Raw genomic sequence first — 20,857 nt, 5'->3', positions numbered from 1 at the left:
TGGGTAATAGCTTTCGGGGAGCTATTCTTTGGTGATTTGTGGTGTGTGGTCTGGGGTTATGGTGGCATGCGGACACACTTTTCTTTACTTAACCCGGGTTTGGGGTGGGGCTTGGGTTGAAGCAGAGTCGGATGCTGAGCTGAGGTTGTTGGCTTGTCCTTTAACTCTCCTTTAACCCTGTCCGGCACTTATGGCCAGGTTTCGGGGACTTGTCGATGGATTCTCCTGACTTATCGATGGTTTTTCGGCACTTATGCGCACGCTGTGGGCCAGGCTCTCTCACTTGTCGATGCGCTATTCACTTGTGGACACGCTGTAGCGCATCGATAGGTGAATAGCGTGGCCATAAGTCGTCGGATGCGTCGGCCAGCTAGCATTGCAACGGCTCACGAGAAGAAATGTAGAAATCTCACAACTCATTTTGTATTGAAAGTAGAAGAAAACTTGAATAGTTTTGAGATGTGCATGAGGGCAGTCGGCCCCCATCTGGGGCATTGATATAGCGGTGTTCAGTCATGAGCTTGGCTTACGGCCATATTTTAACGACCATTTGGTACCTGTTCATATCGTGAAAAGGCAACTCAAGAATGTGTAAGAAGTATTAAGAGAGAGCCCGTTTGGTGAGTAATCTTCTTCCGAGGAAAACCTGCCAATTCATAGTCGGAAGGCAAACATGAAAATTGTATTTAGAGCAATGCTGGGTGCCGCAATTATTTTTGAAGGAGTTCTTTTCCTTCTTATGAATGTGGTATCTGGTTTGCCGGGTTGGGTATTCCTGTTACCACTTGCCGTGGTGGTTGCGGCTTTTCTCTTACTGTTTGGAGGTATGTGGCAAGACTATCTCAGAAATGGCAGGTCATGGGCTTCTTCGCTGTCCGAGACGTCAAAGAAATTTGGCGTACCTCGAAAAATACTAGCGTTACTCGTTTCGGAAGTTGGTTCGCTGCTAGCTGCTTTCACCTTTTTTAAGCCTCAGAGAAATGTCGACAGTGAAGTCAGATCCTTCACAGCATATAGAAACCTTCGAACTGTTGTTTTTATGATACTGGCGCTGAGCGTTGCAGAAATAAGCATAGTGCATTTTGCTATTTCTAATGCGTTTTGGCGATATTTATTGCTGGTAATTAGTGTTTATTCCGTAGTTCTTTTATCTGGATTTTACGTAACTGTTCGGGATCATCCACATCTAATGACACCGCAAGGACTCGTACTGCGAAATGGGCGAAGGCTTATTTGCGAAATTCCGTGGTCACACTTACGTCATGCGAGCTCCGTAACGGCAGGTGAAGGAGGGGACGTAGCAATTGACGAGCACGGCAATCTCAGGGTGCCTGTTTTGAGTGAAGTGAACGTCAAGTTAGAAGTCGATTCGCAGGTCGTGGCAGAAGATCTTTACAAGGGACCAATGATGGTTTCCTCGATTGAGATTTACTGCGACGACAAAGACACATTCCTGCGTGATCTCGCTGAGGAAAGGAATGCTCATTAAGTGCTTGGCAGCTTCCAGGGCTGGTAATCAACCCCGACCTACCGCCAGAACTTGGTCATCCCGCGCTTGTCCTCGATGTTGAACTCAATCATTTTGGCCAGCAGGTCGAGCGGCATGGACTCGGCCTTGCCATCCTTTGGCCAGGGGAAGCGGACCATCATTTTTCCGTAGGAGAGGCCGCGGGCATCGAACTCGTCGGAGAACTTTTCAATACCTGCGCGGGTCGAAGATGGACGGCCTTTATTGATGAGGATGCCCTGGCGGATTTAGCGATGTAGGTAGGGGCTAGCGCTTAGCGTACTTCTCCAGGTGAGCTGCGAAGCGAGCGGCGAAATGTTCAATTGTCTCGACCTCAGGAAGAAAAGTAATCCGGACATATGTCCCGCCTTTCACATTGAAAGCGCTGCCTTGGACGATGTGAATGTGTTCTGCTTCCAGAAACGAGAGAACGAAGTCCTCATCCTTATCAATTTCGTAAATATTGCCGTCTAGTCGAATGAAAATGTACAGCGCCCCTTGCGGCTCGATGAACGAGATTCCGGGAATCTTGCTGAGTGCTGTAGTGGCAGCAACTTTTTGTTCGAAGAGGCGGCCACCGGGGCGTACTAAATTGTCGATGCTGTGTTCTTTGCCCAGCACGGCAGCAATCGCGTGCTGGGCCGGAATTGAGGCGCACATCCGCATTGAGGCCAGTAGTCGAATTCCTTTAAACAGGGTGTCCTGTTCGCGAAATCCAGTTGCAGTCACCCATCCAGCTCTCAATCCGGCCAAGCGATGCGTCTTGGAAAGGCCGGAGAACGTTAAGCAGGGGACATCCTGCGCTAGGCAAGCTGTTGGAGTGAATGAGGCTCCAGGGTACACAATGCGGTCGTAGATTTCGTCGGAAAGCAGCACTAGATTGTGCTCACGTGCGAGCTGGGCAATCTGGGAGAGAGTCTCCGGTGAGTAGATGGCGCCTGTGGGATTGTTTGGATTGATGATGACAATCGCCCGAGTTTTGGCTGTGATGGACTCGCGTATGGCATCGACGTCTGGCTGCCAATTATTTTCTTCTAGGCAGGGATAGTGCACGGGGACTCCGCCGGCGAGGGTGGTGGATGCGGTCCAGAGTGGATAGTCGGGTGAGGGGATGAGGATCTCATCACCGTCGTTGATGAGAGCTTGTAGACATAGGTTTACCAGCTCCGAGACACCATTTCCGACGAGAACGTGATTGCTATCGAGGGCGGGGAAGTCCTCATTCTGCGAGTAGTAGTCCACGACAGTCTGACGGGTGTCGCTCAGGCCGAGGGAATTTGAGTATCCAGAAGTTTCCTCGAGGCCACGGTGCATAGCGGAAAGTACCTCTGCAGATGGCCGGAAGCCGAATGGGGCAGGATTTCCGACATTGAGGGGAATGACCTTTACGCCCTGGCGCTGTAGCTCGTCGGCCTTGTCCTGAATTGGTCCGCGCAGGTCATAGAGAACATTGTCGAGGTGATGCGAAAAATGGATTGGGCAGGATAGCACTGCGCGCTTCGATACGATAGCGCTACTATGTATATTCATGGTTAACAGTAGCACGTCTATGTTGGTCGGCGAGCTGGAAACGTGGATTGCGCAACACAAAGCCGGAGAAAAGCTGCCATCCAGCCGTGAAATCACACGGTCGTATTCGGTTAGCCCGGTGACAGTGCGAAACGCTATCCACGAACTGGCTACCCGCGGACTGGTAGAAGTGCGAGTCGGCGTGGGGGTATTCGTCAGGCATCGCCAACAACTCCCACGGGCGGACTTTAGCTGGCAAGTCGGAGCGCTGGGACCTCAGCCCAATACCGGAAGGGTTCTGGCCGCCACCCAGAGAGCTTCCACTGATGAGGCAATCAGTCTGCATTCCGGTTATCCGGATGAATCTCTGCTGCCAACGAACTTGGTACGAAGAGCGCTTACCAGAGTCAGTAAATCGTACGATGCCTATCAACGAGCACCGGTGCGGGGGATGGCAGAACTGCGGCAGTGGTTTGCTTCGCAACTGGTACGGGCAAATGAGCGCGATGTGGTTATTGTTCCGGGCACACAGAGCGGGCTCGGTGCCATTTTTCGTGCCATTTCACCGAAGGAACTCATCATTGAGTCGCCTTCATATTGGGGTGCAATCCTGGCTGCTCGGCAGGCTGGGATTTCTCTACTACCAGTGGAAAGTGATGATGAGGGGCCAATCCCCGAGAGTTTGGAGAGGCTGCTACGAACGAGTTCTGCACGAGCTTTTTATGGTCAACCCACGTTCGGTAACCCTCATGGGAAACGGTGGTCGACAGCTCGTCGTAAAACAATTATTGAAATCATAAGAGCGTTCAACGCTTTCCTCATTGAGGACGATTGGGCACATGATTTCGCATTCGACGCACCTGATGTTCCGATAGCGGCGGATGATGCCGAAGGGCATGTCATCTATCTGCGATCGCTGACAAAGGTGATTTCGCCTGCAGTTCGGGTAGGGGCAGTAATTGCCAAGGGGCCGGTTCTTCAGCGGATACTCGCAGAAGTTTCAGCCGAAGCGTTGTACACCAGTGGAATTTTGCAGGCCGTGGCGCTGGACGTCGTCAAGCAAAGTGCGTACGCGACGCACCTCAAAAATATGCAGGTCGCACTGCGACAGCGACGAAATGATTTGCTTGAAGCTTTATCCAGATATGCGCCGTCGGTGGAAACTCCACACGTGCCTCAAGGAGGACTCAACTTGTGGTGCAGGCTTCCCGATGGCACAGACCCCCAAGAGGTTGCCGAACGTTGCGAAGGACGGGGACTGATAGTTGCGCCAGGACGGGACTGGTTTCCCTCCGAGGAAATCGGCCCGTATTTACGCCTGAACTTCGCGGGTCCCCATCCCGAGAGATTTGTTGATGCTGCGATGATTCTGGACAGCGTGGTTTCGGGCTAGCCACTAAATTCGACGGAGACCTTCCTACCGCCAAAACTTGGTCATCCCGCGCTTGTCCTCGATGTTGAACTCAATCATCTTGGCCAGCAGGTCCAGCGGCATGGACTCGGCCTTGCCGTCCTTTGGCCAGGGGAAACGGACCATCATTTTTCCGTAGGAGAGGCCACGGGCATCGAAGTCGTCGGCGAACTTTTCAATACCTGCGCGTTCCGGGGCAATCGCCATGTGTTTCTTGGCGTAGGAGAAACCGATGATAAAAGTGCCATCGAGCGTGAACATCGGCTGATTCCAAGCGATGCGAACGCCCAGTTCCGGGTACTTTTCGTGAACCCATTCCAACACTTCGAGAGCGACAGCGCGCTGCGTGTCATCATCTACCCGCGAGAGGTGATCGGCGAAGAACTCGGCGATGGTTTCGTCGGTCATATGCTGAACAGCCATGGCCTGGATTTTACTGTGCCATCAACTAACACCCGAGCCATCAACTAACATGACTCCGAGTGGCTACAGATTTGAATACTCAGTTTGATCCCAAAAAGGCGTGGCCAGCGCTATGGACCGTGTTACTCGGCTTCTTCATGATCCTGGTCGACGCCACCATTGTCACCGTTGGTATCAACACCATCCAGCATGAACTGGGCGGTGAGCTCAACCAGGTCATGTGGGTGACCAGTGGTTATCTGCTGGCCTATGCCGTGCCGTTGCTCATTACTGGCAGGCTCGGTGACCTCTGGGGAGTCAAGCACACCTATGTAGCGGGCCTGGTTATCTTCGTGTTGGCGTCGCTGGCGTGTGGGTTGGCGCCGTCGTTAAGCATGCTGATCATTGCCCGCGTGGTGCAGGGACTGGGGGCCGCGCTGCTGACGCCGCAGACGATGGCGCTGATTACGCAGATGTTTCCGCCGGCGCATCGCGGTGCGGCGATGGGCCTGTGGGGTGCGGCGGCCGGAATTGCCTCGCTGACGGGGCCGCTGGCCGGTGGCGTGTTGATTGAGCTGCTGAGTTGGCGCTGGATTTTCCTCATTAATGTGCCGATTGGGCTGATCGGGCTCGTTTTTGCGTTCCGCTATCTGCCGACCTTTGAGACGCACCGCAACAAGATTGATTATCTCGGTGTTGTACTCAGCGCGATTGGTATGTTCCTGCTGGTCTTCGGCATTCAGGAGGGGGAGAGTGCCGGCTGGTCCGGTTGGATCTGGGCACTGATTGCCGGTGGCGTGGTGGTCCTGGCCCTGTTCACCCTGTGGGAGGCCAAGACCACGGCCGAACCGCTGATGCCGCTGTCCCTTTTTAAGGATCGCAACTTCACCATCTCCTCGCTGGCGATTGCTGTGACGGGGGCGCTGGTGGTCGCGGTTGGTTTCCCAATCATCCTCTTCGCCCAGAATGCTCGCGACCTATCGACCATCCAGGCCTCACTACTGCTCGTGCCGCAGGCGGTCATTTCCGGTGTCATGGCACCGTGGACTGGGCGAATGCTGGACCGGCTGAAGTTCCGCGAGTTCGCGCTGATTGGTTTTGGGTCCTCGCTGGTGGGCATGCTCGGGTTCCACTACCTCATCCACGAGGACCTCTCTGTGCTGTGGCTGCTACTGCCGGGCGCCGCATTCGGTGTGGCAAACGCGTTTATTTGGGGCACGCTGTCGACGGCCGCCACCCGCAACATCGACCCGTCCCTCGCCGGTGCCGCCTCCGGTGTGTACAACACCATCCGCCAGATTGGCAGTGTGCTGGGTAGCGCACTGATTGCCACCGTCATGGCGGCGGCGCTCAGCAGCAACCGTGGCGACTTCACCACCGCCATGAGTGACGCGATGTGGCTACCGGTGGCGCTGTCGGCCGTGGGTGTCGTCGCGGCGCTGGGGCTTAAGAATCCGAAGTAAAACGCTCCACCATGTAGTCCGCGATGCCGACGGGATCGGCTAGGAAATCCCTGGTTGCCCGTACCGCGAGGGTGTCTTCGAAGTGGGTGGTGTCGGCGTCGTCAAGCGAAATAATCGTTGCTTCTGGCGTGGCGAGCAGGATGGGGGAATGCGTCGCCATGATGATTTGTGCGCCGGCTTCCGCGAGCGCGCCGAGGCGGCCGAGGAGCTCCAGTTGGCGTAGGACCGACAGTCCCGCCTCGGGTTCGTCAAGGAAAATCAGTGATTCGGGACTGAAGCGGCGTTCGGCCAGCGTCATGATGGATTGGCCGTGGCTCATCTGGGTGAGGTCTGCCAAGGAGGGGTCTCCAAGCGACTCGTAATAGCGCGTGAGGTTCAGGTGCGCGTCGCCGCGAAAGAAGAACGTGTCCGGGGGATTGCGCCTGGTCAGCACCAGCGGGACCGGGGAGGTACGCTCTTGCGTCTTGTACCGCGAGCCGCCGTCCGTATCGACGCCCATCGCCGACGCCAACGCCTCCAGCACTGTCGACTTTCCCTTGCCGTTTTCGCCGGTCAGGATGGTGATCGGCGTGGTGAAGGTCATCGGGAACGGCAGGGCGAGCTTTACGACGTACGCCGGGAGCTCGGCATCATCGTGAATACGGGCATGGCGGAGGTAGATCATGGTTGCAGCAGCTGGTCAATCTGTTTGAGCAGTTCATAGCCGTCGGCGCCCTCGATGAACGGGACCTCCTTGTTCTCCAGCTTTTCAATTGGCACCGCCGTGCCGTGAGAGAGCACGTGCTCGCTGGGAGTGAGGTTGCGGATTGCGATGGCCGCGACCTTGTCCGGATGCTCCGCCGCGGCCGTGCCGTAGATGAGCGGGTCGTACTGGCCATCATCGCCGACGAGAATCCAGTTGATTTCGGGGAAGTCAATAAACAGGTCGCGAAGTCGCACCTTCTTGTGTTCCTTGCCCGAGCGGAACAGGCCGGTGGGCGTTGGCCCCCAGTCGGTGAGCAGCAGTGGGCCCTTCGGCAGGTTGTTGCGGTGTAGGAACTTTTTTAGTGTGCTGAAGGTGTTCCACGCTCCGGTGGAGAGATAGATGACGGGAACGTCCGTGTCCTCGTCCGTTTTGCTCGCGTAACGACGGCGAAGTTGCGCATAGAACTCGCCGAAGCCAGCGACGGCCTTGCGCTCGTCTGTCTCCTTGACCCAGGAGTTGTAGGCGGCGATGAGGGCGCGCGGCAGCATGGTGACCAACACGGTGTCATCAATATCGGAGACGATGCCGTATTTGGTCTCCGGGGAGAGGATGAGTACCTCTGCGGAAGTGTCGTTGATGGTAATTTCGTGCCAGCCGGGTTCGAGGCCGTGATTCCGAATCAGCACCTCGATGTAGCCGTTGCTATCCGTGGTGGTTTCCACCGTGCGGTCGCCGGCAGTGATGGTGACGGGAAAGTCCGCGAGTTCGACGGTAAAGAACTGCCAAAATCCGCGTTTTTTGTTTCGTTCTTCGTCTCGTTTTTTGGCCGGATCCTTCAGGAGGACACGGCCGAATACGCGCACGCGCTCTGCATTTCCGTACCCGGTGAAACCGATGATTTCCGGTTCCCAACCAGCGTTTTTGGAACGCTTGGCGGCCAGCGCGTTGATCCTTCTCTCGGTCTTGCGGACGACATCTGCCACGGACATGCTTTCCAGGATACGGGTTGACAGGACGGGGGAGGGTGCGCGTAGGTTGGTCGCCCAAGAGAAAAGTCAACCCTTTAGGAGTGTTCTCTTTTTATGCGTTTTTCCGGTAAGTTCATCGCATCCGCCGCTGTGGCAGCAGGCATGATTGCTGCCCCGACCGCCGCCGCTAACGCTGCATCAGTCAGCGCCTGGGATCAGGTTGCGGCATGTGAGTCCGGCGGAAATTGGCAGACCAATACCGGTAACGGCTACTACGGCGGACTGCAGTTCTCGCAGCAGACCTGGAGTGGCCACGGCGGTGACCAGTACGCACCGACAGCTGACCAGGCCACTAAGGAGCAGCAGATTGAGATTGGCGAGCGCGTGCTTGCCTCCCAGGGTGCTGGCGCATGGCCGAACTGCGGTGGTCCGCTGGGTTAATCCTCCCCATCATCAAAGACCAGATCTGGCACAGCCGCGAATGACAGCCACCACTTCATGTAGTGGTCATGGCGTGCTTTCGTCTTCTGAGTAGCGCGTTTGTCAAAAGTCTGTCGCCCGAACCCGGCTAATGGTCCGGCCGGGACGGTCGCCGCGGTAATACCGTCGGCAGAGGACCACACCTCTGAGCCGTCCTCATAAGCGGTGATATCCCAGAGCTTGTGGGTTTTCAGGTTGTGGTGCTTCCTGCATAGGCAGTGCAGATTCTGTGTGTCGGTGGGGCCACCGGCTTCGGGGGCTTCCTGGTTGTACGGCGCGATATGGTCAATATCGCACTTATATGCTGGGACTTCGCAGCCGGGGAAGCGACACGTGCCGTCGCGACCGTGGACGCGGGCGACCTGCGCTGGAGTTGGACGGTAACCATTGGTGGCGCTGTCTGCTGAGAGGCGGACATGCGTCACCTTTTGCATCCACTCTTCCGTGACCAGCGCGCCAAGCCAGCCGGCGCCGTCCAGCCAGGCATCATCACTGTGGGGCTCGCGGAAAACATTGAGCACAACTTCCGCATTGGTGCGCTGGTGGATGAGTTCCACAAATGCATCCGCCTGCGTCATTTCCTCATTCGCGCGGAAGACCGTTTCAATTGCGCACATGGCAAAATAGGCGCGGTCCGGCCGCAGGGTGAGAATGATTTGGGAGTAGCTGTCGGGACGTTCCACCAGAGTCACCGATTCCGTATCGGTGATGGTGGGAATTGTGCCGTCGGCACGAGCGCGGTCATCCAAATCCGCAGCAATATCACCAATTTTGGTGGTGAGCGTGCGAGGACCAATCATTGCTTGACGACGCTTCCGTGGCGTAACCAATGCCAGAATCTTCTTCTCTGCATCGGGTATTTGATCAGGCTCGATGCCGACTACGCCATGTGCAATGATGCCGAGTTGCCGCATGGATAATGCGCAGCTTTCCCGGGCATATTCCGCCAACTGTGGCATTTTCTCCAGCAACAGGCCAATGTCACAGATACGTAGTGCCTCACTGCGAGTGATTCCCAACCGAACGCTGATGCGAGCGGCATGGTTTTCAACGTCATCATCACCTGCAGGGCAGCAGGCTTTAATTAACTCAAGTTGGGCGCGGTTGGTAGCCCGCGCGAGTGCTGAGAGCTCATCTTCAGGATTTTCGTGAGCCCAATATGGTTCGGGTACTTGTTCGGACTTCATTGGATCCCCCTGGTGCTCCAATGGTTGTCGGTTTTCTTTCGAACTTACTTGCTATCTTACAGGCGCTTTTCTGGCTTGTAAAGAGAAATGAAAGAGAATTTTGAGGAGTTTTCGAAGATGGTCGGTGGAGGCGGTAAAGCGCTATCTAGCTGCATATTTGAGGGGGTAGTGTGAGCTGTATGCGAGCTAGCGGACGGAAAACAAAACTAAAACACCCGTTCGAAAACGAAAGCTTGGTAATCTCGCTTTCATAAAAGCGGAGCTGTAGAAAACAGCACAGAAACAGCGCAGGCAGTGGGGAGCAAAACCGTGATCATCCGGCACGCAACGCGGGAGGACGCCGCAGCAATCGCGGAGATCTACAACGAGGCCGTGATCAACACCGTCGCCATCTGGAACGATGACACCGTCAGCGCGGAGGATCGCATCGCATGGATGGTGGTGCACTATTGAACAAGACCATTAATGCTGCTCGTGAGGCGGGAAAGCACGTTCTGGTTGCGGCGATTGAAGGCGGCAACGAGGGGTCGATTGCGCTGCACAAAAAGTATGGCTTTCAGCGTGTTGGGCTACTGCCGCAGGTGGGGACGAAGAACGGGCGATGGTTGGACATGCTGTTGATGCAGGTCATGCTGACAGACGGGCAGCCACCCGCTCGGCCGCGCGCTTAGCGAAGGGGCCAACGCCCATAATCGTGGCGGCACCGGGGCCAACCCAGTCGCCGTAGCCGACGAACTCGATGAGGTCAGAGTCGATGCTGCGGAAAGGGCCGAGCGCTGGGCGGAAACCGGTGCACCAGATGAGGTGGTCCGCGTGGACGTCGTCAAGCGAAGAAAACATGGGCGTCCAGGTGAGTGCGCCGGAGTCGCGGGCTTTGCGGACGGGCGGTAGGACGACGATGTCGCCGATGCTGTCGGTGGAGCCCTGGCGGTAGCGTTTGAACAGGACGCGGCCGTCGACGTCGTTGGGCATCCAGCGTGGTTCGTGGCGGGTGAACCAGGTGGTGTCGATGTTGGAAAGTACCAGTTCAGAGGCTATTTGTGCGCCGGAGTTCGCCGCACCGACAACGGCAACGCGGGAGCCTTCGAAGGGCTCGGGACCTGGGTAGTTGGCCGAATGCCACTGTTTTGCGGCGGTCGTGCCGGGGTAATACGGGACGAAGGGCCGGTTGCCGGTGGCGGCGATGAGCTGGCGGGATTCGAAGTCACCGGCATCGCTGGTGAGGTGGAAGGTGCCGTCGTGGGAGACGTCCGTGACGGCGACCGGGCGCTGAACGCGCAGTTCGTAGCGCTTTTCGTAGGAGCTGAGGTAGTCAATCACGTGGGAAGCGGGCGGGAAACCGTCATAATCGGGCATCTGGATGCCCGGAAGGTTGGAAAAGGCCGGGGTGGAAAAGAGCGTCAGTGAGGGCCAGACATTGCGCCAGGAGCCACCGGGAGCGGGCTGATTGTCCAGAATGAGCGGATCAATGCCGTGTTTGTGCAAGTAATAGGCGGTAGCGAGGGCAGCTTGGCCGCCACCGACGATGATGACATCCTCAAGCATGCTCCCAGCTTAGCGACGAGTGCCGCACCTCGAGCTGTACTACCGTGGAGCACCATGAGCTCGCTGTTTGATCTTTCGGACAAGCCCATCGACGAACTACCCGGTTACCAGCGCACATTCGCGCCGGGCCGACTCACGGTAGGGCTGAGTCTGCCCATCGAGCAGGACGCCGAAGCCGAGCCCAAGGACGCGCTGAGCAACCAGATTCGGCTGATTCAGAAAGCCGAACACGCAGGCATCGCGGCGGTGTGGGCACGCGACATCCCGCTGCGCGTGGAAACATTCGGCGACGTCGGCCAGGTCTACGACCCCTGGATGTACCTCAGCTACATCGCCGCACACACCACCGACATCGCGCTCGGCACCGGTGCAGTCGTCGTGCCCTTCCAGCATCCGCTGGTGATGGCCAAGCGCGCTGCCACGCTGGACAGGCTTTCCGACGGTCGTTTCCTCTTCGGCGTTGCCACTGGGGACCGACCCGAGGAGTTTCCCGCCTTTAACCAGGACAAAGGCAAGCGGGGTGAGCGTTTCCGCGAGCATATCGAGGTCTATGAAAAGGCCCTCAGCACCAGCTACCGGCCCATCCGCTGGTCCGAGGGCAAGATGGGCGGATCCGATGTGGTGCCCAAGCCGCTGGCCCGCCGAGTTCCGCTGTTGGCCACCGGCTCCTGTCAGCAGAGCCTGGAGTGGAAGGCCGCGCATACCGACGGTTGGTTCATGTACCACAAGGGCCTGGAGATGCAGAAGAAAAACATCGCCAACTGGCAGGAAGCGGTGGCGCAGGAGTGTGGCGAGGGCGTGTTCAAGCCATTCCTGGAATCACTGTGGATTGACCTGCATGAAGACCCCGATGCACCCGCACAGGGCGGCCACTTTGGGTACCGACTTGGACGCAACAAGCTCATTGAACTGCTGCAATCCCAGCGACAGCTCGGCATCAACCACGTCAGCATCAACTTCCGCACCTCCAAACGGGATGCGGAAGAGCAGATTGATGAGCTGATTGAATATGTGCTGCCGGCGCTCGATGAGCTCCCTACACAGACTCCGTAGCGCCCTGCCACTGATTAATCCCGCGGTCGACGGCCCACTTGTCGATCTCCGCGAGTTCTTCATCGCTAAACGGCGCAGCCTCCAGGGCGCCGAGGCTGTTCTTCAGCTGCTCCACCGAGGATGCGCCGATCAGGGCGGAGGTCACTTCGTCACGGCGGAGCACCCACGAGATGGCCATCTGTGCCAGGGACTGGCCTCGTCGTGAAGCAATGGCGTTGAGCTCGCGGATGGCGGTGAGCGTGTCGTCGTTGAGGAACCCCGAGTTCATCTTGTGCGCCCCGAGACGCGAGGACTCCGGCACGCCATCCAAGTAGCGGTCGGTGAGAAGCCCCTGCGCAAGCGCGGAAAAGGCGATGACGCCCATGCCTTCGTCGGCGCAGGTTGCCAGCAGCTCGTCCTCGATCCAGCGGTTGAACATGGAGTAGCTCGGCTGGTGAATGGTCAGCGGTGTGCCCAGCTCACGGGCAATTTTCTGCGCGCGGCGAGTGAGCTCGGGGGAGTAGGAGCTAACGCCGACGTAGAGCGCGCGACCCGACCGGACGAGGAAATCGAGGGCGGCGACGGTTTCCTCGATAGGCGTATCCGGGTCGGGGCGGTGGTGGTAGAAAATGTCCACATAATCCAGGCCCATGCGCTTCAGCGAGGCATCGCAGCTGGCCACGAGGTACTTCCGCGAGCCGCCGAAGCCGTAGGGACCATCCTGCATGTACCAACCGGCTTTGGAGGAAATGATCATTTCATCGCGGTAAGGAGCGAAATCCTTGGCCATGATGCGACCGAAATTCGCCTCCGCAGAGCCCTGCGGTGGGCCGTAATTGTTGGCGAGGTCGAAGTGCGTGACGCCGTGGTCGAACGCGGTGCGCAGGATTTCACGCTGCGTCTCGAGCGGTCGGTCATCACCAAAGTTATGCCAAAGTCCCAGCGTAATGGCTGGAAGCTTCAGCCCCGTGCTGCCGGAGCGGTTGTACGGCATTGTCTCATAGCGGTTGTCATCGGCGTGGTACACGTCTGGATAAGCCATGTCTACGAGGGTACGCGTGCTTAACGACGGGTAGTTGCGCACAAGGTGGCCGACAACGAGGTGCGTGGCCGAATGGCTACCCCTGGAAGTAATAAAAGTGAGCTTGCTGGGGAACAACTGGGGCAGTTCGTCCGACTAATAAGGCATGACTTCAATAGCCACAGGCGATGCCGCTGGAACGCCAGCCGCAAACCCCGTCGCACAGACTCAGAAAAATGGTGGGCCACGAGCATTACTGCACCGAATCCATGTCGTTGCAGGCATCCTCGTTGCGCCACTACTCGTTATTGCAGCTATCACAGGCGTGGCGTATGCCCTCGCCCCGAGCATAGAAAAGGTGGTTTACCACGAAGAGCTAACCGCAACATCAAGCCTTCCCGCACAACCGCTGGAAAAGCAGGTTGAGGTCGCGCAGCGCGTGCACCCTGACCTGCCGGTGACCGCAGTGCAGGTCCCGGAAAAGCCGGGGCAGACAACGCGAGTCATGTTCAATGACGAGCAGCTGAAGTCGGAGTCCTACCGACATGCGGTGTTCGTCGACCCAGGCGACCTGAGCATCAAGGGTGACCTGGTGCAATACGGTTCCTCGGCGGCGCTGCCACTGCGGGCGTGGATCTCGGAAGGGCACCGCCGGCTCTGGATTGATAGCAACTTTGGTCGCCTCTACTCCGAGACGGCAGCATCCTGGATGGGCGCACTGGCTATCGGTGGCCTCTGGCTCTGGTGGGACCGTTCGCGTCGCAAGCGGACACAAGGAACAAGTAAGAGGGCGCATCATATGCGTCGTCACGCGAATGTTGGTGTGGCGGTTAGCGTTGGACTTCTGTTCCTGACCGTCACCGGCCTGACGTGGTCGTGGGTGGCTGGAACGGGCATCGCAAAGCTGCGCGAGACGATGGACTGGTACGCACCGAAACCAGCCATGACTGCGACTGCACCAGCGAATTATGACTGGTCAGAGGCAGATAGTGTTATGAACCTCGCACGTGCCGAGGGCCTGTCCGGGAAAGTCGAACTGACACCACCGGAGGCTGGCACGGTGTGGATGGCCAAGGAAGCCCGCGAGGAATGGCGGATGGGCATTGAGACCGTCACCGTTGACGGTTCGACCGGAGCGATGGTCGATCGGATTCATTTTGCGGACTGGCCGCTGCCGGCGAAGCTGACTGAATGGCTGATTAACGCGCACATGGGCATCCTGTTCGGGTGGGTGAATCAGCTGGTCTTGGCACTAATCGGTGTCGCTCTGTTGGCGATGATTGTGCGCGGGTACGCGATGTGGTTTGGACGCGGTCGAGGTGGCCGTCCTGGCAGGCTCCCGGCGCCGACGCGTTGGCGGGACATTCGCCCGGGTGTTGCGGCGGCTGTTGTGGCATTGCTGATTGCCTACTCGGTGGTTGCACCACTGTTTGGTGTGACGCTTGTTGGCTTCGTGATTGTTGATTGGGCCTGGCGGAAGCTGCGGAGAGGTTAGTGTAGGTTCTGTCGCCTTCGGGTTCCCTGTACCTAACGGCGTAGTCACACCCATGAAAAACACTCAGGAGGGTAAACGCATGACAAGGTATTGGGATCACAGCGGCAGTATCTACAAAGATGACGGTCAGGAAGACTGGTGCGACCCCATCACCGAGCAGCAAGCACTCGCTGAGATCGCAGAGCAGCAGGAACAGCATGACGAAAGGGTGAAGAGCAAAATCAAGGAACTGCGCGCGAGAATGAAATCGGTCGGTGCGCAGGCCAGGCAGGCTGACGAACAGCCGTATCCAACTTTTTCTCAGCAGTCCGCCGCATACCGTGAGGGCGCGCAGGCCTACAACGAGGGCAAATCTTGGCGCGATAACCCGCATGCCCCCGACTCAGGTCTAGCCGCCCCGTGGCGCATGGGTTTCAATACCCGCAAGCAGCAGGTAGCGGAGATTAGGGCACAGCGAGCCGCCGCCGCGCAACAGGAGAACTAGGCCCTGGCCGCAAAAACGCTCAACCAAAGCTCTAAATTCCTCACAAATTCCCGGTTCCATCCCCACTCAATCTGTTACACTTAGCAAAACGAAACCCAGGAGCTTGGTGTGCAGTACTTTTTCACGGTCCATGGCCGCAGAGATATCAACGCGTATGACTCTGATGAGGAAATGCACGCTGCCTTTGAACGGATTGGACGCTTCAATCAGAAGCTCCAGGACGAAGGCCACTGGGTTATGTCCGGCGGGCTGGTACCGCCGGAGGATGCCATGACGGTGCTGCCGGATGGTTCACATAGCGATCTGCCGTACTACAACGCGATGACGTTCCCGTCAGCTTTTTGGATCGTCCGAGTCGCAGACGAGCAAGAGGCCATCAACCTAGCCCACGAAGCCGCGGAGGCGTGCGCGCAGGCCGTCGAGATGCGCGCCGTCGCCGATTAACTCACCGCAGCCCGTGCACCCGGCGCATGATGGTCAACATCGCTTGCGTCGGGATTCGCCGCATGAAGGGCACTGCAACGCTTGCCGACGACCCCCGCGCCACCAGAGCCAAAGGTCGCTCGGCAGCCACTTCGCGCATAACCACCTCAGCAATCTCAGAAGCGGGAATGCCACCTTTCTCATTGGCATTCAACTTCGTCAGCATGCGGTGGACATCAGCAGCGTAAACGGAACCCTCATCGCCATACGTCGTCCGACGTGTAGAAATCCCCGTGTTGATGGCACCCGGCTCGACAACCGTCACCCCAATACCGAACTGCGCGACTTCACCGCGCAACGAAAGCCCAAAGCCGCGGATAGCGGCCTTCGTCGCCACATAGGAAGAACGGTAGGACAGCGGCAACCCGCCGAGCATCGAGCCAACCAGCACAATTCGGCCACGACCGGCCTCGCGCATGCCGGGTAGCAGCTGCTGTAACAGCTCCACCTGCCCCAGAACATTGACTTGGAAGAGACGCTCAAGCGCCTCGCGGGGTAGCTCCTCGAAAGCGCCCGACTGGCTCTCACCGGCGTTGGCGACGACGACGTCGTAAGGCCCGTGGGCGACCACAGCAGCGATGTCGTCGGCGCTGGACATGTCGAGCGCCACCATCTGCACGCCCCCGGGGTGCGGCGCCTCCGCGCCCCTGCGGGACGTACCAACGACCTCGAAACCGGCCTTGACCAGTGCCTCCGCGCATGCCCAGCCGATGCCGGAGGAAGCGCCGGTCACTAACGCACGGCCGCCACCTACACTCGGCAGTTTCGGTCCGCGGGTGATATTTGCAAAAGCACCGGTCAGGCCATCAATCATCGAGCCTGCACCGCCTCAATGGTCATGCCGCCCGCGCGGAGACGGCGGGACAGGGCGTCGCCAAGCGCGACAGTAGGAGTGAGCACGCCGGTAGCGTCCGGCAGATCGTCGTGGACGAGTGCGAGGGCGGCGCTGGAAATCATAATCGCGGTGCCTGCGTACCCCGGGTCTTCCTCGAGAGACACCTTGGAACGCCAGTGAATGCCGGAGGTATCGACAGTGTAGGCCTCGATGGTGAAGCGACCCTCGGCCTGTTCTTCAGCGCTCGGGCCCTCACCCGGCTTCGGCAGCTTCTTATCAATGAGCTTGGCCGTCGGCCCGAACGCCATCGCCGCCAGCGCCAACCTGCAGACAGCCGCAAAAATATTTGCGCGGACGAAAGCCCTCGGGCCACGGCCGACATTGAGCAGTTCGCGGTAGCGGAAGGAATCACCGTAATCCGCCAGCATCGCTGAGCGCTGAACAACGCGGGTATTGAAGGGCGCCATGAAGAAGGGGGCTCGCCAGTGGCGGCGGAAGCGCGCCGGGCGCAGGTCGACGCCGAACTTACCCTGGTCGGGGCCCGGCTCAGCCAGCGCGTACTGATCGGCGATGATGCGACGCAGCTTGGGATCCTTCTTGGCCTGTTCAATTTGAACGCGAACCGAATCGATAGTTCCGCCGGAGACACCACCCTTGACATGCTTGAACAGCAGGGTCGTCTCACCGAGCTTGGTGTGGGCCGCCTCGTGGAGCTCCCGGACAGCGACATCGGAGGGAATCGAGTCGAAGCCACAGGAGTGGACAATCTTCGCCCCGGTCTGCTGCGCTACCTCGTGATTGTTCGCGATGGAGTCGTGGACGAACAGCACCTCGCCACACAGGTCGACATAGTGAGTGCCGGCCTTGGCGCACTCGGCCACCAGGGTGCGACCGTACTTCGCGTACGGTCCAACAACGGTCAGCACCACCTTTGTACTGGCCGCAAGCTTTGCCACTGCCTGCTGGTCGGCGGCATCCGCAACAATGACCGGCCAGTCCGATACGCCTGCGTTCTCCGCGACGTCGGCAAGCTTCTGGGCATTCCTGCCCGCGAGCGCCACCTTCGTCTGACCGGCGTGGTTAGCCAGATAGTCCACAATCAAGCGGCCCACGAAACCCGTGGCACCGTAGACGACGATGTCGTACTCGCGGTCGTGGTTGCGACTTTGCGGCTGTGCAGGAGAAGTAGTCATGCCTACGAAACTAATAAAACGAACGCGATACCGCGCGCGAATTAAAAAGGTTTTTCAGATCCGGGTATCCAGCGAGGGGTTTGGAGGGAGGGCTAACGTAGGACAAGTGACTAGCGCTAACGAAAACCCCGAACAGATCGAAGGACTACGGCCAGAAGATCCCGGATTCCGTCGCGCGCTTATTGCTGTGCTTTTCGCTGGCCTGGCATCGTTCCAAGCGCTCTACGCAACGCAGGCGCTACTGCCCACGCTTTCCGACGAGCTATCGGTCGACCCCGCCACCGCCGCGCTGACGGTATCCGCCACCACCGGTGGCTTGGCCTGTGCGATTATCCCGGTGTCCATTTTGTCGGAACGCTTTGGGCGCAGGCGCGTCATCGTCATCAGCGCATTTGTGGCAACGCTACTGGGGCTCGTGGTGTCAATCGCGCCGGGCATCGGTTCGATGATTGCGCTGCGCCTGTTGCAGGGCATTGTCATTGCCGGTGTGCCCGCAGTGGCTATGGCGTATGTCAGTGAGGAAGTCCACGCCGACCACGTCAGTCGCGTGATGGGGCTGTATATCTCGGGCACGACGGTCGGTGGCCTGCTCGGCCGTATCATTCCGTCCATTGTGCTGGAGTTCGCCTCCTGGCGGGTGGCGATTGCGGTCTCGGCGACGGTGGCGTTCATCTTCGCCATTCTGACCTGGTACTTCCTGCCGCAACAGCGCAGGTTTAAGCCGAAGAAACTGTCGTTTGCAGGGGAGGGGCAGGCCATTGCGCGACATTTGCGCGACCCGCGCATCCTGGCGCTGTGCGCCCTGGCGTTCCTGTTTATGGGAGCGTTTGTCTCCCTGTACAACTACCTGGGCTTCCGACTGGGCGATAAGTTCGGGCTCTCCCCGGCACTGGCAGGGTTCGTATTTATTCTCTACCTGTCGGGCACGTGGTCGTCGGCACGCGCGGGTGTGTGGGCGAAGACGGTGAGCCGCCGTCGCCTCATCGCCATTGCGACTCTGGCGGCGTGCATGGGCCTGGGGCTGGCGCTGCTGCCGTGGTTGTCCGCGCTGATCGTGGGCGTGCTCGTGTTCACGGCATCGTTCTTCGTGGCGCACTCGCTGTCCTCGTCCGGCGTGGGCCTGGTGGCACAGCGCGACCGCGCCGAGGCGTCATCGATGTATCTGTTCAGCTACTACGCGGGCTCGTCCATTGTCGGTTGGGTATCCGGCATGGTGTTCAGTCGCTTCGAGTGGGCAGGGCTGATTCCGTGGCTGGTGGCGCTGTCCTTCATCGCTGGTGCGTGTGCTGTGGCGGGGTTGAAGCCGCGGCGGTAAGGGTAACGCGGTAGGGGGAAAATCGCCAGCAAGGTACATTTAGACACCAAGAAACGAACCCTTAATGTAAAAAACGGTGATTTTTTACATTAAGGGTTCGTTTTTAGGGCACTATATGTAGAAAGCATCATGTAAAAAGCATTGGAAACAGAAGGGGGAGACTCGCCGTGAAGCACTATCCGCTTAAGAGGATCTTCCACATGTCTGCACACGATGCGGAACAGGCAGTGGAGAGCGAGTACCAGTCACGCAAAGACTCCCCGTCGACGATTCAGTGGCACTTTCCGCTGGGGCAGTGGCCACTCTTTTGCTGCATTACAAGCGATCTCGCAGCCAAGGTTGAAAAGATTCTGTCTCTAGAGCTGCAGATTTCACAGTTGTGGAATCGTCTGCCGGGTGCAGCGCGGACTCACTATCTCTTCAGTCTGCTCCTGGCCGAGGTGGTAGCCACCAATGAGATTGAGGGAATCCACTCCACACGGCGAGAAGTCGCCGAAGCGTTGGACAACACTTCGGGAACCCAGCACAAGCGCTTTCATGAGTTCAGTCAGCTCTATTTCCGGCTGGCAAACGATGAGCGGATTGAGTTTCCGACAACGCTCACAGGGATCCGGCAGCAGTACGATCAACTTCTCGGCGATGAAATTGCCAGCGAGGATGAGTTAGACGGTGAACTCTTTAGAGCATCAACGGTCACGATTACCGATGGGCAACGACAGATTCATCGCGGTGTTGAAAGTGAAGCTGCCATTCACCAACTTCTCAATGAGTTCCTGGAAACGGTGAATTCCTCAGAGGACAATCGGCTTATTCGAATCCTGGCAAGCCATTTCATGTTCGAGTTCGTTCACCCGTTTTATGACGGCAATGGTCGGATGGGGCGTTTTCTGCTGTCAGTGGCTTTGCGGGAGACACTCTCACCTGCCACAGCGCTGACTATTTCTCGCCAACTCGCTGAGGATAAAGCGAAGTATTACAAGGCTTTTACCACTACGGAAGACCCAATGAACCGGGGCGAAGTCACGTTCTTCGTCGAGGTGATGGCTGATGTCATTCTGAATGCTCAGCAGTATTTGCTGGAAGAGCTGCAGATGAAGTCCCACCAGTGCGAGAAGCTTGAACAGCGGGTAGCTGAGCTAACCAACTCGCCCGAGCAGGCACTGTCCGTGTCACTGACAGACAACGAAATCGGGACGCTGTTTGTCCTGGCACAGGTTCGGTTGTTCGGACCTGATTATGGAATCAAGCTCGAACACGTCGCCGACACCATCGGCAAGGAGAAGCGGACAGCGCGAAAGTATCTCGCCGAGTTAGAGGCTCAAGGACTGGCAACGCCGACGAGCCGTCGCCCGCTGCGATTCCAGCTGGCGCCGGCTGGCGTAGACCTTCTAGGCCTTGAACCCACCGAACACTAGTCTGCTTCCGGAACCTACTTCTGGCCCACAATCAGCTCAGTGCCTTCGGCTGAAAGCGATGCCTGGCCAGCGGGCTTACGCGACGGGCCAGAAACAACCTCACCAGTAGCAATGTCAAAGTGAGAGTTGTGGTTCGGGCAAATCATCACACCATTGCTGACCTCAGTGATACGGCCATTCTGGTGCGGGCACGAGCTGGAGAAAGCGGCGAACTTGCCTTCCTCCGGCTGCGTGACGACGTAATTGCCGATCACCACACCGCCGCCAACCGGAATGTCGGCAGCGTCAACCTTCTCCACCGCAGACTTTGGTGCACAAGCGGCTACGAGTGCGCCAGCTGCAGTGGCGGCAGTTCCCAGGAGGAAACGACGACGGGAGCACGGGGAGACATCAGAACTCATGGCATTGAGATTACCTCTATTTCGCG

The 20,857-nt window shown here is 58.1% G+C and carries 23 protein-coding genes; 12 read left to right on the top strand and 11 right to left on the bottom strand.

The features are described from left to right. Positions 1–673 precede the first annotated feature (673 nt). Positions 674–1,489 (top strand): hypothetical protein, encoded by an 816-nt coding sequence (locus AB1Z34_RS07880; RefSeq protein WP_367158192.1) that lies wholly within the window; start codon positions 674–676, stop codon positions 1,487–1,489. Between the two features lie 38 nt (positions 1,490–1,527). On the opposite strand, the gene AB1Z34_RS07875 is transcribed toward AB1Z34_RS07880, so the two are convergent. Then, complete coding sequence (locus AB1Z34_RS07875) at positions 1,528–1,650, bottom strand: hypothetical protein (protein ID WP_255351592.1); 123 nt, start codon at positions 1,648–1,650, stop codon at positions 1,528–1,530. Between the two features lie 124 nt (positions 1,651–1,774). After that, positions 1,775–3,037, bottom strand: a complete 1,263-nt coding sequence (locus AB1Z34_RS07870; protein WP_070566458.1) for an aminotransferase class I/II-fold pyridoxal phosphate-dependent enzyme — start codon at positions 3,035–3,037, stop codon at positions 1,775–1,777. Between AB1Z34_RS07870 and AB1Z34_RS07865 the strand changes: the two genes are divergently transcribed. Beyond that, positions 3,036–4,409 carry a PLP-dependent aminotransferase family protein gene (locus AB1Z34_RS07865; protein WP_367158191.1) on the top strand — a complete coding sequence of 458 codons (1,374 nt, stop codon included), beginning with the start codon at positions 3,036–3,038 and terminating at the stop codon, positions 4,407–4,409. The two genes, AB1Z34_RS07870 and AB1Z34_RS07865, sit on opposite strands and share 2 nt — an antisense overlap. Positions 4,410–4,433: 24 nt before the next feature. Here AB1Z34_RS07865 and AB1Z34_RS07860 read toward each other — a convergent pair whose 3' ends face one another. After that, positions 4,434–4,850: an iron chaperone gene (locus tag AB1Z34_RS07860; RefSeq protein WP_367158189.1), complete on the bottom strand. Its 417-nt coding sequence runs from the start codon at positions 4,848–4,850 to the stop codon at positions 4,434–4,436. 59 nt (positions 4,851–4,909) lie between these two features. On the opposite strand from AB1Z34_RS07860, the gene AB1Z34_RS07855 reads away from it, so the two are divergent. Beyond that, on the top strand, positions 4,910–6,292 hold the full coding sequence (locus AB1Z34_RS07855) for a DHA2 family efflux MFS transporter permease subunit (RefSeq protein ID WP_367158187.1): 1,383 nt from the start codon (positions 4,910–4,912) through the stop codon (positions 6,290–6,292). On the opposite strand, the gene AB1Z34_RS07850 is transcribed toward AB1Z34_RS07855, so the two are convergent. Continuing rightward, entirely contained in the window at positions 6,276–6,956 is a 681-nt protein-coding gene (locus tag AB1Z34_RS07850) for an AAA family ATPase (RefSeq protein ID WP_367158186.1), read from the bottom strand. The genes AB1Z34_RS07855 and AB1Z34_RS07850 overlap by 17 nt on opposite strands. Continuing rightward, entirely contained in the window at positions 6,953–7,966 is a 1,014-nt protein-coding gene (locus tag AB1Z34_RS07845) for an App1 family protein (protein ID WP_367158185.1), read from the bottom strand. Before AB1Z34_RS07845 ends, AB1Z34_RS07850 begins: the two co-directional genes overlap by 4 nt. A gap of 93 nt (positions 7,967–8,059) precedes the next feature. Here AB1Z34_RS07845 and AB1Z34_RS07840 point away from each other — a divergent pair, with 93 nt between their 5' ends. Next, a complete protein-coding gene (locus AB1Z34_RS07840; protein WP_005511827.1) occupies positions 8,060–8,386 on the top strand; it encodes a transglycosylase family protein in 327 nt (108 codons plus the stop codon). On the opposite strand, the gene AB1Z34_RS07835 is transcribed toward AB1Z34_RS07840, so the two are convergent. Continuing rightward, a complete protein-coding gene (locus tag AB1Z34_RS07835) occupies positions 8,383–9,612 on the bottom strand; it encodes an HNH endonuclease signature motif containing protein (RefSeq protein ID WP_258225537.1) in 1,230 nt (409 codons plus the stop codon). The genes AB1Z34_RS07840 and AB1Z34_RS07835 overlap by 4 nt on opposite strands. A gap of 309 nt (positions 9,613–9,921) precedes the next feature. Here AB1Z34_RS07835 and AB1Z34_RS07830 point away from each other — a divergent pair, with 309 nt between their 5' ends. Both AB1Z34_RS07830 and AB1Z34_RS07825 read left to right on the top strand, forming a co-directional pair. Beyond that, a complete protein-coding gene (locus AB1Z34_RS07830) occupies positions 9,922–10,065 on the top strand; it encodes a hypothetical protein (RefSeq protein ID WP_308813179.1) in 144 nt (47 codons plus the stop codon). Then, entirely contained in the window at positions 10,044–10,283 is a 240-nt protein-coding gene (locus AB1Z34_RS07825; protein WP_367158184.1) for an N-acetyltransferase family protein, read from the top strand. The genes AB1Z34_RS07830 and AB1Z34_RS07825 overlap by 22 nt, the downstream gene beginning before the upstream one ends. On the opposite strand, the gene AB1Z34_RS07820 is transcribed toward AB1Z34_RS07825, so the two are convergent. Then, positions 10,240–11,157, bottom strand: a complete 918-nt coding sequence (locus AB1Z34_RS07820) for an NAD(P)-binding domain-containing protein (RefSeq protein WP_367158183.1) — start codon at positions 11,155–11,157, stop codon at positions 10,240–10,242. The genes AB1Z34_RS07825 and AB1Z34_RS07820 overlap by 44 nt on opposite strands. Before the next feature lie 54 nt (positions 11,158–11,211). Here AB1Z34_RS07820 and AB1Z34_RS07815 point away from each other — a divergent pair, with 54 nt between their 5' ends. Next, on the top strand, positions 11,212–12,210 hold the full coding sequence (locus AB1Z34_RS07815; RefSeq protein WP_367158182.1) for an LLM class oxidoreductase: 999 nt from the start codon (positions 11,212–11,214) through the stop codon (positions 12,208–12,210). On the opposite strand, the gene AB1Z34_RS07810 is transcribed toward AB1Z34_RS07815, so the two are convergent. Further along, entirely contained in the window at positions 12,194–13,231 is a 1,038-nt protein-coding gene (locus AB1Z34_RS07810; RefSeq protein ID WP_070439259.1) for an aldo/keto reductase, read from the bottom strand. The two genes, AB1Z34_RS07815 and AB1Z34_RS07810, sit on opposite strands and share 17 nt — an antisense overlap. Positions 13,232–13,376: 145 nt before the next feature. Between AB1Z34_RS07810 and AB1Z34_RS07805 the strand changes: the two genes are divergently transcribed. From AB1Z34_RS07805 to AB1Z34_RS07795, 3 genes are all read left to right on the top strand, one after another. Further along, on the top strand, positions 13,377–14,705 hold the full coding sequence (locus AB1Z34_RS07805) for a PepSY-associated TM helix domain-containing protein (protein WP_367158180.1): 1,329 nt from the start codon (positions 13,377–13,379) through the stop codon (positions 14,703–14,705). A gap of 79 nt (positions 14,706–14,784) precedes the next feature. After that, entirely contained in the window at positions 14,785–15,189 is a 405-nt protein-coding gene (locus AB1Z34_RS07800) for a hypothetical protein (RefSeq protein WP_083308381.1), read from the top strand. Between the two features lie 171 nt (positions 15,190–15,360). Then, positions 15,361–15,633: a hypothetical protein gene (locus AB1Z34_RS07795; protein WP_306296020.1), complete on the top strand. Its 273-nt coding sequence runs from the start codon at positions 15,361–15,363 to the stop codon at positions 15,631–15,633. 1 nt (position 15,634) lies between these two features. On the opposite strand, the gene AB1Z34_RS07790 is transcribed toward AB1Z34_RS07795, so the two are convergent. Then, positions 15,635–16,486 (bottom strand): SDR family NAD(P)-dependent oxidoreductase, encoded by an 852-nt coding sequence (locus AB1Z34_RS07790; protein WP_256881107.1) that lies wholly within the window; start codon positions 16,484–16,486, stop codon positions 15,635–15,637. Next, positions 16,483–17,700, bottom strand: coding sequence for a trans-acting enoyl reductase family protein (locus AB1Z34_RS07785; protein ID WP_367158179.1), 1,218 nt, complete (start codon positions 17,698–17,700; stop codon positions 16,483–16,485). The genes AB1Z34_RS07790 and AB1Z34_RS07785 overlap by 4 nt, the downstream gene beginning before the upstream one ends. A 106-nt stretch (positions 17,701–17,806) precedes the next feature. Here AB1Z34_RS07785 and AB1Z34_RS07780 point away from each other — a divergent pair, with 106 nt between their 5' ends. Both AB1Z34_RS07780 and AB1Z34_RS07775 read left to right on the top strand, forming a co-directional pair. Then, on the top strand, positions 17,807–19,015 hold the full coding sequence (locus tag AB1Z34_RS07780) for an MFS transporter (protein ID WP_049172559.1): 1,209 nt from the start codon (positions 17,807–17,809) through the stop codon (positions 19,013–19,015). A 200-nt stretch (positions 19,016–19,215) separates the two neighbouring features. Then, the gene (locus AB1Z34_RS07775) at positions 19,216–20,430 is read left to right on the top strand and encodes a Fic family protein (RefSeq protein ID WP_065421669.1); all 1,215 of its coding nucleotides are present in this window, start codon (positions 19,216–19,218) and stop codon (positions 20,428–20,430) included. A gap of 14 nt (positions 20,431–20,444) precedes the next feature. On the opposite strand, the gene AB1Z34_RS07770 is transcribed toward AB1Z34_RS07775, so the two are convergent. Continuing rightward, positions 20,445–20,831: a Rieske (2Fe-2S) protein gene (locus AB1Z34_RS07770; protein ID WP_049172555.1), complete on the bottom strand. Its 387-nt coding sequence runs from the start codon at positions 20,829–20,831 to the stop codon at positions 20,445–20,447. Positions 20,832–20,857 lie beyond the last annotated feature (26 nt).

The sequence above is a fragment of the Corynebacterium sp. 045007 genome (assembly GCF_040743205.1).
GTDB classification, from domain to species: domain Bacteria; phylum Actinomycetota; class Actinomycetes; order Mycobacteriales; family Mycobacteriaceae; genus Corynebacterium; species Corynebacterium jeikeium_D.
The sequence above is the reverse complement of the archived record's forward strand: the minus strand, read 5'-3'. Positions and strand labels throughout refer to the sequence as shown.

Bases quoted from the DNA above. Each gene is read 5' to 3' on its own strand.
- AB1Z34_RS07880 (WP_367158192.1), top strand. From the start codon at position 674: ATGAAAATTGTATTTAGAGCAATGCTGGGTGCCGCAATTATTTTTGAA.
- AB1Z34_RS07875 (WP_255351592.1), bottom strand. From the start codon at position 1,650: ATGATGGTCCGCTTCCCCTGGCCAAAGGATGGCAAGGCCGAGTCCATG.
- AB1Z34_RS07865 (WP_367158191.1), top strand. From the start codon at position 3,036: ATGGTTAACAGTAGCACGTCTATGTTGGTCGGCGAGCTGGAAACGTGG.
- AB1Z34_RS07870 (WP_070566458.1), bottom strand. From the start codon at position 3,037: ATGAATATACATAGTAGCGCTATCGTATCGAAGCGCGCAGTGCTATCC.
- AB1Z34_RS07860 (WP_367158189.1), bottom strand. From the start codon at position 4,850: ATGGCTGTTCAGCATATGACCGACGAAACCATCGCCGAGTTCTTCGCC.
- AB1Z34_RS07850 (WP_367158186.1), bottom strand. From the start codon at position 6,956: ATGATCTACCTCCGCCATGCCCGTATTCACGATGATGCCGAGCTCCCG.
- AB1Z34_RS07845 (WP_367158185.1), bottom strand. From the start codon at position 7,966: ATGTCCGTGGCAGATGTCGTCCGCAAGACCGAGAGAAGGATCAACGCG.
- AB1Z34_RS07840 (WP_005511827.1), top strand. From the start codon at position 8,060: ATGCGTTTTTCCGGTAAGTTCATCGCATCCGCCGCTGTGGCAGCAGGC.
- AB1Z34_RS07835 (WP_258225537.1), bottom strand. From the start codon at position 9,612: ATGAAGTCCGAACAAGTACCCGAACCATATTGGGCTCACGAAAATCCT.
- AB1Z34_RS07825 (WP_367158184.1), top strand. From the start codon at position 10,044: ATGGATGGTGGTGCACTATTGAACAAGACCATTAATGCTGCTCGTGAG.
- AB1Z34_RS07820 (WP_367158183.1), bottom strand. From the start codon at position 11,157: ATGCTTGAGGATGTCATCATCGTCGGTGGCGGCCAAGCTGCCCTCGCT.
- AB1Z34_RS07815 (WP_367158182.1), top strand. From the start codon at position 11,212: ATGAGCTCGCTGTTTGATCTTTCGGACAAGCCCATCGACGAACTACCC.
- AB1Z34_RS07810 (WP_070439259.1), bottom strand. From the start codon at position 13,231: ATGGCTTATCCAGACGTGTACCACGCCGATGACAACCGCTATGAGACA.
- AB1Z34_RS07805 (WP_367158180.1), top strand. From the start codon at position 13,377: ATGACTTCAATAGCCACAGGCGATGCCGCTGGAACGCCAGCCGCAAAC.
- AB1Z34_RS07800 (WP_083308381.1), top strand. From the start codon at position 14,785: ATGACAAGGTATTGGGATCACAGCGGCAGTATCTACAAAGATGACGGT.
- AB1Z34_RS07795 (WP_306296020.1), top strand. From the start codon at position 15,361: ATGCACGCTGCCTTTGAACGGATTGGACGCTTCAATCAGAAGCTCCAG.
- AB1Z34_RS07790 (WP_256881107.1), bottom strand. From the start codon at position 16,486: ATGATTGATGGCCTGACCGGTGCTTTTGCAAATATCACCCGCGGACCG.
- AB1Z34_RS07785 (WP_367158179.1), bottom strand. From the start codon at position 17,700: ATGACTACTTCTCCTGCACAGCCGCAAAGTCGCAACCACGACCGCGAG.
- AB1Z34_RS07775 (WP_065421669.1), top strand. From the start codon at position 19,216: ATGTCTGCACACGATGCGGAACAGGCAGTGGAGAGCGAGTACCAGTCA.
- AB1Z34_RS07770 (WP_049172555.1), bottom strand. From the start codon at position 20,831: ATGAGTTCTGATGTCTCCCCGTGCTCCCGTCGTCGTTTCCTCCTGGGA.